General features: G+C 51.5%; 1 protein-coding gene. It reads left to right on the forward strand.

What is annotated here, in order from left to right; genetic code table 11:
• The coding region (locus Q4528_RS14445; protein ID WP_303522332.1) for a hypothetical protein at positions 1–260 on the forward strand (260 nt) is incomplete at both ends.

Consider the following 260-nt stretch of genomic DNA (forward strand, 5'->3'; position numbering starts at 1 on the left):
CAGTGAACTCGGCCAAAGCATAGAAGTATTCGACCACCAGCAAATGCTGGCCGATATCGCTTTGTCACTGAACGTGGTGCCGGGGCATGCTTGGCATCCGGTGCAGAGAGACGGAAAAATTATTGGTGCGATTGCGCTATCTAACATTGTGCAATGGCTGCAAGAACGTAGCTTAGATATTGCCATTAGCGATTCCCCTTCTGACGAGGAAGATCTGTTCACCCCTGTGCCCACAGCCGCCAAAATGCGCGCAATTTGGC

Origin of the sequence: Staphylococcus pasteuri (assembly GCF_030547725.1) — a bacterium.
GTDB classification, from domain to species: Bacteria; Bacillota; Bacilli; order Staphylococcales; family Staphylococcaceae; genus Staphylococcus; species Staphylococcus pasteuri.